This is a genomic window from Enterobacter cloacae complex sp. P43RS (assembly GCF_014930585.1).
GTDB classification, from domain to species: domain Bacteria; phylum Pseudomonadota; class Gammaproteobacteria; order Enterobacterales; family Enterobacteriaceae; genus Enterobacter; species Enterobacter bugandensis.
The window spans coordinates 70,970-81,159 of sequence record NZ_JADBRJ010000014.1; the positions used below are offsets into that span (position 1 = coordinate 70,970).

General features: G+C 56.6%; 8 protein-coding genes. 6 read left to right on the forward strand and 2 right to left on the reverse strand.

Annotated elements, in window-relative coordinates; all coding sequences use genetic code 11:
* The first annotated feature begins 17 nt into the window (after nucleotides 1–17).
* Both ubiD and fre read left to right on the forward strand, forming a co-directional pair.
* Nucleotides 18–1,511, forward strand: a complete 1,494-nt coding sequence (gene ubiD / locus IM294_RS20190) for a 4-hydroxy-3-polyprenylbenzoate decarboxylase (protein WP_185860372.1) — start codon at nucleotides 18–20, stop codon at nucleotides 1,509–1,511.
* A 42-nt stretch (nucleotides 1,512–1,553) separates the two neighbouring features.
* Nucleotides 1,554–2,255, forward strand: a complete 702-nt coding sequence (fre, locus tag IM294_RS20195; RefSeq protein WP_028014772.1) for an NAD(P)H-flavin reductase — start codon at nucleotides 1,554–1,556, stop codon at nucleotides 2,253–2,255.
* 182 nt (nucleotides 2,256–2,437) lie between these two features.
* On the opposite strand, the gene fadA is transcribed toward fre, so the two are convergent.
* Nucleotides 2,438–3,601 (reverse strand): acetyl-CoA C-acyltransferase FadA, encoded by a 1,164-nt coding sequence (fadA, locus tag IM294_RS20200; RefSeq protein WP_008501515.1) that lies wholly within the window; start codon nucleotides 3,599–3,601, stop codon nucleotides 2,438–2,440.
* Nucleotides 3,602–3,610: 9 nt separating this feature from the next.
* Nucleotides 3,611–5,800 (reverse strand): fatty acid oxidation complex subunit alpha FadB, encoded by a 2,190-nt coding sequence (gene fadB / locus IM294_RS20205; RefSeq protein WP_126818785.1) that lies wholly within the window; start codon nucleotides 5,798–5,800, stop codon nucleotides 3,611–3,613.
* A 190-nt stretch (nucleotides 5,801–5,990) separates the two neighbouring features.
* On the opposite strand from fadB, the gene pepQ reads away from it, so the two are divergent.
* Genes pepQ through hemG form a run of 4 tightly spaced genes read left to right on the forward strand, consistent with a single transcriptional unit; the run spans nucleotide 5,991 to nucleotide 9,984 of the window.
* Nucleotides 5,991–7,322, forward strand: a complete 1,332-nt coding sequence (pepQ, locus tag IM294_RS20210; protein WP_028014769.1) for a Xaa-Pro dipeptidase — start codon at nucleotides 5,991–5,993, stop codon at nucleotides 7,320–7,322.
* Nucleotides 7,322–7,936 carry an IMPACT family protein gene (locus IM294_RS20215; protein ID WP_041911843.1) on the forward strand — a complete coding sequence of 205 codons (615 nt, stop codon included), beginning with the start codon at nucleotides 7,322–7,324 and terminating at the stop codon, nucleotides 7,934–7,936. Before pepQ ends, IM294_RS20215 begins: the two co-directional genes overlap by 1 nt.
* Before the next feature lie 40 nt (nucleotides 7,937–7,976).
* Nucleotides 7,977–9,428, forward strand: a complete 1,452-nt coding sequence (gene trkH, locus IM294_RS20220) for a Trk system potassium transporter TrkH (RefSeq protein ID WP_013099227.1) — start codon at nucleotides 7,977–7,979, stop codon at nucleotides 9,426–9,428.
* A gap of 10 nt (nucleotides 9,429–9,438) precedes the next feature.
* Nucleotides 9,439–9,984, forward strand: coding sequence for a menaquinone-dependent protoporphyrinogen IX dehydrogenase (hemG, locus tag IM294_RS20225; protein WP_028014767.1), 546 nt, complete (start codon nucleotides 9,439–9,441; stop codon nucleotides 9,982–9,984).
* Nucleotides 9,985–10,190 lie beyond the last annotated feature (206 nt).

The window sequence follows — 10,190 nt, forward strand, 5'->3', positions numbered from 1 at the left end:
GCGCTTACAGAGAGGCCATGACTAACTGCATGAAATACCACGATCTCCGCGACTTCCTGACGCTGCTGGAAAAGCAGGGTGAACTGAAACGCATTACACTTCCTGTTGATCCTTATCTGGAAATGACAGAAATTGCTGACCGCACCCTGCGTGCCGGTGGCCCTGCATTACTGTTTGAAAATCCAAAAGGTTACTCAATGCCGGTGCTGTGCAACCTGTTTGGCACCCCGCGTCGTGTCGCGCTGGGAATGGGGCAGGAAGACGTTACCGCCCTGCGTGAAGTGGGGAAACTGCTGGCATTTCTGAAAGAGCCTGAGCCACCGAAAGGTTTCCGCGATCTGTTCGATAAGCTGCCGCAGTTTAAGCATGTGCTGAACATGCCCACCAAACGCCTGCGCGGCGCGCCGTGTCAGCAGAAAGTGCTGGAAGGCGATGCGGTGGATCTCACCAAAATCCCTATCATGCAGTGCTGGCCTGAAGATGCTGCGCCGCTGATCACCTGGGGCCTCACCGTGACGCGCGGACCGCATAAAGAGCGGCAAAACCTCGGTATTTATCGCCAGCAGCTGATTGGCAAGAATAAGCTCATCATGCGCTGGCTGTCGCACCGCGGCGGCGCGCTGGATTTCCAGGAGTGGTGTGCTGCACATCCGGGTGAACGGTTCCCGGTGTCTGTCGCGTTAGGTGCCGATCCGGCCACCATTCTGGGGGCGGTCACGCCCGTACCGGATACGCTCTCTGAATATGCGTTTGCTGGCCTGCTGCGCGGGACTAAAACCGAGGTCGTGAAGTGTATCTCCAACGATCTCGAAGTGCCGGCCAGCGCCGAAATTGTGCTGGAAGGTTACATTGAGCAGGGTGAAATGGCGCCAGAAGGCCCATACGGCGACCACACCGGCTATTACAACGAAGTGGATAACTTCCCGGTGTTTACCGTCACGCATGTTACTCAGCGTGAAGATGCGATTTATCACTCCACCTATACTGGCCGCCCACCGGATGAACCGGCGGTGCTCGGCGTGGCGCTGAACGAAGTATTTGTGCCGATCCTGCAAAAGCAGTTTCCGGAAATCGTTGATTTTTATCTGCCGCCTGAAGGATGCTCGTATCGCATGGCGGTGGTCACGATGAAGAAGCAGTATCCCGGACATGCTAAACGCGTGATGATGGGCGTATGGTCTTTCCTGCGCCAGTTTATGTATACCAAATTTGTTATTGTCTGCGATGATGACGTTAACGCCCGTGACTGGAACGACGTTATCTGGGCGATAACCACGCGAATGGATCCTGCGCGTGATACGGTGTTAGTCGAAAATACGCCGATAGATTATCTGGATTTTGCCTCGCCGGTTTCCGGTCTTGGCTCAAAGATGGGACTGGATGCCACAAATAAATGGCCTGGCGAAACCGACCGTGAATGGGGTCGCCCGATCAAAAAAGATCCTGCTGTGACCGCGCGAATTGACGCGATCTGGGACGAACTGGCCATAATGAATAACGGTAAACCCTGAGCTGACCGTTAAGCCCTATAGACTTCCCGACAGAGAGAGCGAATGACAACCTTAAGCTGTAAAGTGACGTCGGTAGATGCTATTACCGACACCGTATATCGCGTCCGTTTGGTTCCTGAAGCGGCATTCTCATTCCGTGCCGGCCAGTACCTGATGGTGGTGATGGATGAGCGTGATAAGCGTCCTTTCTCTATGGCCTCTACGCCAGCAGAGCAGGAATTTATTGAGCTGCATATTGGTGCGTCTGAGCTTAACCTGTACGCGATGGCCGTGATGGACCGCATCCTGAAAGAGCGTGAGATTGTGGTCGACATTCCTCACGGCGACGCGTGGTTGCGTGATGACGAAGACCGTCCGCTGATTCTGATCGCGGGCGGTACGGGCTTCTCCTATGTGCGCTCTATTCTGTTGACCGCGCTGGCGCGTAATCCAGACCGTGACATCACCATCTACTGGGGCGGCCGTGAAGAGAAGCACCTGTACGACCTGTCTGAACTGGAAGCGCTGAGCGTTAACCATCCTAACCTGCGCATTGAGCCAGTGGTCGAGCAGCCGGAAGAGGGCTGGCGTGGACGTAGCGGGACGGTGCTGACGGCGGTACTGCAGGATCACGGCACGCTGGCGGGACATGATATCTACATTGCAGGCCGTTTCGAGATGGCGAAAATTGCGCGCGACCTGTTCTGTAACGAACGCGATGCGCGTGAAGATCGCCTGTTTGGCGATGCGTTTGCCTTCATTTAAATAAAAAACCCGCCCCTGACAGGCGGGAAGAACGGCAACTAAACTGTCTCTCTTCGCCAATGACGCCATAACTGCGTTGGCTGCGCTCGGTCACCCGAATCACTTACTAATGTAAGCTCATCGGGATTCGCTCGCTTGCCGCCTTGTTCTGACGTCATTGGCTTTGAGATACTTTTCCTTACTTACACTCTCTCAAACACCGTCGCGATACCCTGACCCAGGCCGATACACATCGTTGCCAGACCAAACTGGGCATCTTTGCGTTCCATCAGGTTAATCAGCGTCGTGCTGATACGCGCCCCGGAACAGCCCAGCGGGTGGCCGAGGGCGATCGCGCCGCCGTTGAGGTTAATCTTCTCGTCGATCTGCTCCATCAGCCCCAGATCTTTAATGCACGGCAGGATCTGCGCGGCAAACGCTTCGTTCATCTCGAACAGATCGATATCGCTGGCAGTTAAGCCCGCTTTTTTCAGCGCCAGCTTCGAGGCCGGAACCGGGCCGTAACCCATGATTGAAGGATCGCAGCCCACCACCGCCATCGAACGCACGCGAGCGCGTGGCGTCAGGCCCAATTCGCGGGCGCGGCTTTCGCTCATCACCAGCATCGCGGCGGCACCGTCGGACAGCGCCGACGACGTCCCTGCTGTTACCGTACCGGTGACCGGATCAAATGCCGGACGTAGGGTAGAAAGCGCTTCGACCGTCGTTTCCGGGCGAATGACTTCGTCGTAGCTGAACTGCTTCAGTACGCCGTCTGCATCGTGGCCCCCGGTCGGGATGATCTCATTCTTGAAGGCTCCGGACTGCGTGGCGGCCCAGGCGCGGGCGTGAGAGCGCGCGGCAAAAGCATCCTGCATTTCACGACTGATACCGTGCAGGCGGGAGAGCATCTCGGCGGTAAGGCCCATCATGCCTGCGGCTTTCGCCACGTTGCGGCTCATGCCCGGATGGAAATCGACCCCGTGGCTCATCGGCACATGGCCCATGTGTTCAACGCCGCCGACCAGACAGGCCTGCGCATCGCCGGTCATGATCATGCGCGCCGCGTCGTGCAGGGCCTGCATCGACGAACCACACAGGCGGTTGACGGTAACGGCCGGAACCGAATGCGGGATCTCCGCCAGCAGCGACGCGTTGCGGGCGATGTTGAAGCCCTGCTCCAGCGTTTGCTGCACGCAGCCCCAGTAGATATCGTCGAGCGCTGCTGGGTCCAGCGCCGGGTTACGTGCCAGCAGGCTACGCATCAGGTGCGCGGAGAGGTCTTCCGCGCGCACGTTACGGAACGCACCGCCTTTTGAACGGCCCATCGGGGTGCGAATCGCATCAACAATGACAACCTTTTCCATTGTGACTCCTTAAGCCGTTTTCAGCGCGCCAACCGGACGGGCTGGCTCAACTGCTGGATAGTAGGGTTCGTTATGGCGCGCTTTGTTACGCAGCCCTTCCGGCACTTCATAAAGCGGGCCGAGGTGCTGATACTGCTGCGCCATATCGAGATAGCGGGCGCTGCCGAGCGTATCCAGCCAGCGGAACGCGCCGCCGTGGAACGGAGGGAAGCCCAGGCCATATACCAACGCCATATCCGCTTCTGCCGGGCTGGCGATAATGCCTTCTTCCAGGCAACGGACCACTTCGTTGATCATCGGAATCATCATGCGGGCAATAATTTCGTCGTCGGTGAAGTCGCGTTTCGGCTGGCATACGTCGGCCAGCAGGCCATCCACCGCCGCATCTTCTTCTTTCTTCGGTTTGCCTTTGCTGTCTTCTTTATAACGCCAGAAGCCCAGGCCGTTTTTCTGTCCGAAGCGGTTGGCGTCAAAGAGGGCGTCAATGGCATCGCGATAATCTTTCTGCATGCGCTGCGGGAAGCCCGCCGCCATGACGGCCTGCGCGTGGTGGGCGGTATCAATGCCGACGACGTCCAGCAGATACGCCGGGCCCATCGGCCAGCCGAACTGTTTTTCCATTACTTTGTCGATTTTGCGGAAGTCCGCGCCGTCGCGCAGCAGCTGGCTGAAGCCGGCGAAGTACGGGAACAGCACGCGGTTCACAAAGAAACCTGGGCAGTCATTAACGACGATCGGCGTTTTACCCATCTTGCTTGCCCACGCCACGACTTTAGCGATGGTTTCGTCAGAGGTTTTTTCTCCACGGATCACTTCGACCAGTGGCATACGGTGTACCGGGTTGAAGAAGTGCATTCCGCAGAAGTTTTCCGGACGCTTCAGCACGCTCGCCAGTTCGCTGATGGGGATGGTGGAGGTGTTTGAGGCCAGGACGGCGTCCGGGCGAACCTTGTCTTCCGTTTCCGCCAGCACCGCTTTTTTGACTTTCGGGTTCTCAACGACCGCTTCAACCACCACGTCCACACGGTCGAAACCGCTGTATTCCAGCACAGGCTGGATGGTTGAGATCACGCCTGCGAGCTTCAGCCCGTCAATTTTTCCGCGCTCAAGCTGTTTATTCAGCAGCTTGGCGGCTTCGGTCATGCCCAGCGTCAGAGATTTCTCGTTGATGTCTTTCATCACTACCGGCACGCCTTTCCAGGCCGACTGGTAAGCGATGCCGCCGCCCATAATACCGGCGCCGAGTACCGCCGCGTGTTTTGGCGTCTCAACGTTTTTGGTCAGCTGTTTGGCTTTGCCTTTCACGAACTGATCGTTGAGGAAGATGCCAACCAGCGCGCGGGCTTCATTGGTGTGCGCCAGCGGAACAAAGCTCTGGTTTTCCAGTTTCAGGGCTTCGTCGCGGCCAAAGCGGGCTGCCGCTTCAATGGTTTTCACCGCCGTGATTGGCGCCGGGTAGTGTTTACCCGCCGTCTGCATCACCACGCCTTTGGCGATGGTGAAGCTCATGGTGGCTTCAATCTTGCTGAGCTTTAACGGCTCCAGCTTCGGCTGACGTTTGGCTTTCCAGTTCAAATCGCCGTTAATCGCCTGGCGCAGAATGGCGAGTGCACCTTCAACCAGCTTCTCTGGTTTCACGACGCCGTCGACCAGGCCGATTTTCTGCGCCTGTTCTGCACCCACGTCTTTACCAGCGGCAATGATTTCCAGGGCGCTGTCGGCGCCCAGCATGCGCGGCATACGCACGGAACCGCCAAAGCCCGGCATGATGCCCAGCTTGGTTTCCGGCAGGCCGATACGCAGGTCCGGCGTCGCCAGACGGTAGTCGGTCGCCAGCACGCACTCGCAGCCGCCACCCAGTGCGTAGCCGTTCACGGCAGAGATCGTTGGAACAGGCAGATCTTCCAGACGATTAAAGACGCTGTTGGCAAAGTGCAGCCACTGGCTCAGCTGTTCTTCCGGAACCTGGAACAGCGAAAGAAATTCGGTGATATCGGCACCGACAATAAAGGCCGCTTTGTTCGAACGCAGCAGCAGCCCTTTTAATTCAGATTGCTTTTCAAGTACTTCCAGCGCCTGGCCAAGACTGGCCACCGTCGCGGTATCAAGCTTATTCACTGAGCCGGGGGCATCGAACACCAGTTCGGCAATGCCATCTTCCAGCCAGTTGAGGTACAGGGTGTCGCCTTTGTAAAGCATGTCAGTCTCCTGAATCCAGCAAGTGGATCTGGTCATACCAGATGAGACGGAGTGTGGAATTTATGTTAATAAAATGCAAATTACTCATTAAGAAATTGCTGCGTTGATCACGGTCGGTGGAAATCACGCAGCCGGAGTGAGGTGTGCTAAGATGCGATGACTTGAGGTCAAAAAAACGAAAGGAAGAATGATGGACTCACTGGCTTCGCTTTATAAAAATCATATCGTTACCCTACAGGAACGTACCCGCGATGTACTGGCCCGCTTCAAGCTGGATGCTCTTCTGATCCACTCCGGCGAGCTGATGAATACTTTTCTTGATGACCACGCCTATCCGTTTAAGGTTAACCCGCAGTTTAAAGCCTGGGTGCCGGTGACACAGGTTCCGAATTGCTGGCTGCTGGTGGACGGCGTGAACAAGCCGAAACTGTGGTTCTACCTGCCGGTTGATTACTGGCACAACGTCGAACCGCTGCCGACCTCTTTCTGGACCGAAGAAATTGAGGTGATCGCCCTGCCAAAAGCGGACGGCATTGGCAGCCAGCTGCCAGCGGCGCGCGGCAACATCGGCTACATTGGCCCTGTACCTGAACGTGCGCTCGGTCTGGATATTCCGGCAGACAAACTCAATCCGAAAGGCGTGCTGGATTACCTGCACTATTACCGCGCGTATAAAACCGACTATGAACTCTACTGCATGCGTGAAGCGCAAAAAACGGCGGTGAATGGCCACCGCGCCGCGCACGAAGCGTTCCAGTCAGGCATGAGCGAGTTCGACATCAACCTGGCCTACCTGACCGCAACCGGTCATCGTGACACCGACGTACCGTACAGCAACATCGTCGCGCTGAATGAGCATGCGTCTGTTCTCCACTACACCAAACTGGATCATCAGGTTCCGTCTGAGATGCGCAGCTTCCTGCTGGACGCAGGCGCAGAGTACAACGGCTATGCGGCCGATCTGACCCGCACCTGGGCGGCGAATGCGGATACCGATTTTGCGCAGCTTATTAAGGACGTCAACGACGAACAGCTGGCGCTGATTGGCACCATGAAGGCCGGAACCAGCTACGTGGATTACCACATCCAGTTCCATCAGCGCATTGCTAAACTGCTGCGTAAGCATCAGATTGTGAAAGACATGAGCGAAGAGGCGATGGTCGAAAACGACCTGACTGGACCATTCATGCCGCACGGCATCGGCCACCCGCTGGGCCTGCAGGTTCACGACGTTGCGGGCTTCATGCAGGATGATACCGGCACGCACCTGGCGGCACCGTCTAAATATCCTTACCTGCGCTGCACCCGTATTCTTGAGCCGCGCATGGTATTGACCATCGAGCCGGGGATCTACTTTATTGAATCCCTGCTGGCGCCGTGGCGTGAAGGGCAGTTCAGCAAGCACTTCAACTGGGAAAAAATCGACGCGCTGAAACCGTTTGGCGGCATTCGTATCGAAGATAACGTGGTGGTTCACGAGAACGGTATCGAGAATATGACGCGAGACCTGAAGCTGGCCTGATGGAAAGCTGGCTGATACCGGCTGAACCGGTCACCTTTGTTGAGGAAATCAAGAAAAGCCGCTTTATTACGCTGCTGGCGCACACCGACGGCGTAGAGGCGGCGAAAGCGTTTGTCGAGTCCGTTCGCGCGGAGCACCCTGACGCACGTCACCACTGCGTGGCGTGGGTGGCAGGGCCACCGGACGATTCGCAACAGCTCGGTTTTTCAGACGACGGTGAACCGGCGGGCACAGCCGGTAAACCCATGCTCTCCCAGCTGATGGGCAGCGGCGTGGGTGAAATTACCGCCGTGGTGGTGCGCTACTACGGCGGCATCCTGTTAGGTACGGGTGGGCTGGTAAAAGCGTATGGCGGCGGCGTTCAGCAGGCACTGAATATCCTGACGACCACCCGCAAAACGCCGCTCACCGAATATACTTTATTGTGCGATTACGCTCAGCTATCGGGCATTGAAACACTGCTCAAACAATTTAACGGCGTGATTGCGCACAGTGATTACCAGGCAATGGTGCAATTACGCGTGGCGCTTCCTCAGGCAGAACTGGCTGCTTTTTCAGCAAAACTGGCTGATTTCAGTCGCGGTTCGTTGCAATTGCTGCCGATTGAAGAATAATCCCCACCTCACTTTTTGAATACCAAAGGAAGCGGCAGAGATGCATTTTCGTGCCATAACCCGAATCGTTGGACTGCTGGTCATACTCTTTTCGGGGACGATGATTCTCCCTGGACTGGTGGCGCTTATCTACCGGGACGGCGCGGGGCGGGCTTTTACCCAGACCTTCTTTGTCGCGCTGGCGATCGGCTCGCTGCTGTGGTGGCCGAACCGTCGTCAGAAAGGTGAACTGAAATCTCGTGAAGGCTTTCTGATTGTGGTCCTGTTCTGGACGGTGCTGGGAAGCGTCGGTTCGCTGCCCTTTATCTTCTCTGAGCAGCCTAACCTCAGCATCACGGATGCCTTTTTTGAATCGTTTTCCGGTTTAACGACCACTGGTGCGACGACGCTGGTGGGGCTGGATTCGTTACCCCACGCTATTCTCTTTTATCGCCAGATGCTGCAGTGGTTCGGGGGGATGGGGATCATCGTCCTGGCGGTGGCCATCCTGCCGATTCTGGGCGTCGGGGGGATGCAGCTGTACAGGGCTGAAATGCCGGGGCCGTTGAAAGACAACAAGATGCGTCCGCGTATTGCCGAGACGGCGAAAACCCTGTGGTTGATTTATGTTTTGCTGACGGTAGCCTGCGCGCTGGCGCTGTGGTTTGCCGGGATGCCTGCCTTCGATGCTATCGGGCACAGCTTTGCGACAATTGCCATTGGCGGGTTCTCCACTCACGATGCCAGCGTGGGGTACTTCGACAGCCCAACGATTAACACCATCATTGCGATTTTCCTGCTGATCTCTGGCTGTAACTACGGCCTGCACTTCTCTTTACTGAGCGGACGTAGCCTGAAGGTGTACTGGCGCGATCCTGAGTTCCGCATGTTCATTGGCGTCCAGCTTACCCTGGTCGTCATCTGCACCCTGGTGCTGTGGTTCCATGATGTTTACAACTCGGCGCTGACCACGCTCAATCAGGCGTTTTTCCAGGTGGTGTCGATGGCGACGACCGCCGGGTTTACCACGGACAGCATCGCGCGCTGGCCGCTGTTCCTGCCGGTACTTCTGTTGTGCTCCGCGTTTATCGGCGGCTGCGCCGGGTCGACGGGCGGTGGTCTGAAGGTGATTCGTATTCTGCTGCTGTTCAAGCAGGGGAACCGTGAGCTGAAGCGTCTGGTCCACCCGAATGCGGTTTACAGCATTAAGCTGGGGAACCGCGCGCTGCCGGAACGTATCCTCGAAGCGGTGTGGGGGTTCTTCTCGGCGTATGCGCTGGTCTTTATCGTCAGCATGCTGGCGATCATCGCGACGGGAGTGGATGATTTCTCCGCTTTTGCGTCCGTCGTCGCAACACTAAACAACCTCGGGCCTGGCCTGGGGGTTGTGGCGGATAACTTTGCCAGCATGAACCCGGTTGCGAAATGGATCCTTATTGCCAATATGCTGTTTGGTCGTCTTGAGGTCTTTACGCTGCTGGTGCTGTTCACCCCAACATTCTGGCGCGAATAAGGAGCCGTTGATGAAAACACTGATTCTTTTCTCTACGCGAGACGGACAAACGCGTGAGATTGCCGCGTATCTGGCGTCGGAATTAAAAGAGCTGGGCATTTACTCGGATGTGGTGAACCTGAATCGCGCGGAGGAGATTGCCTGGCAGGAGTACGATCGCGTGGTGATTGGCGCCTCCATTCGTTACGGACACTTCCATCCGGCGCTGGATCGCTTTGTGAAAAAGCATACGGCGGTACTCAACACATTGCCGGGCGCGTTTTACTCGGTCAATCTGGTTGCCCGTAAAGCTGAGAAGCGTACGCCGCAGACCAACAGCTACACGCGCAAGTTTTTGCTCGGCTCGCCGTGGCAGCCAGACCTGTGCGCCGTCTTTGCCGGTGCGCTGCGCTATCCTCGCTACCGCTGGTATGACCGCTTCATGATCCGCCTGATAATGAAGATGACGGGTGGCGAAACCGATACGCGTAAAGAAGTGGTTTATACCGACTGGTCGCAGGTGGCCAGTTTTGCGCGGGAAATTGCCCATTTAGCGGGCGATTCGCGACTTAAATAAGCGTTAAGTTTGAAAAGTGAGCGAACGAAAAGTTTTTTGTATTTTGTGCTTGTCACTTCAGAATAACTCCCTATAATGCGCCTCCACTGACACGGAACAACGGCACACACGCCGCCGGGTCAGCAGAGAAAAGCGAAAATAAACGCTTGACTCTGAAGCGGGAAAGCGTAATATGCACACCCCGCGCCGCAGCGAAAACGAAGCGG

What these genes read in the sequence shown, in the direction of transcription:
- ubiD (WP_185860372.1), top strand. Translation starts at nt 18, where the DNA reads ATGACTAACTGCATGAAATACCACGATCTCCGCGACTTCCTGACGCTG.
- fre (WP_028014772.1), top strand. Translation starts at nt 1,554, where the DNA reads ATGACAACCTTAAGCTGTAAAGTGACGTCGGTAGATGCTATTACCGAC.
- fadA (WP_008501515.1), bottom strand. Translation starts at nt 3,601, where the DNA reads ATGGAAAAGGTTGTCATTGTTGATGCGATTCGCACCCCGATGGGCCGT.
- fadB (WP_126818785.1), bottom strand. Translation starts at nt 5,800, where the DNA reads ATGCTTTACAAAGGCGACACCCTGTACCTCAACTGGCTGGAAGATGGC.
- pepQ (WP_028014769.1), top strand. Translation starts at nt 5,991, where the DNA reads ATGGACTCACTGGCTTCGCTTTATAAAAATCATATCGTTACCCTACAG.
- IM294_RS20215 (WP_041911843.1), top strand. Translation starts at nt 7,322, where the DNA reads ATGGAAAGCTGGCTGATACCGGCTGAACCGGTCACCTTTGTTGAGGAA.
- trkH (WP_013099227.1), top strand. Translation starts at nt 7,977, where the DNA reads ATGCATTTTCGTGCCATAACCCGAATCGTTGGACTGCTGGTCATACTC.
- hemG (WP_028014767.1), top strand. Translation starts at nt 9,439, where the DNA reads ATGAAAACACTGATTCTTTTCTCTACGCGAGACGGACAAACGCGTGAG.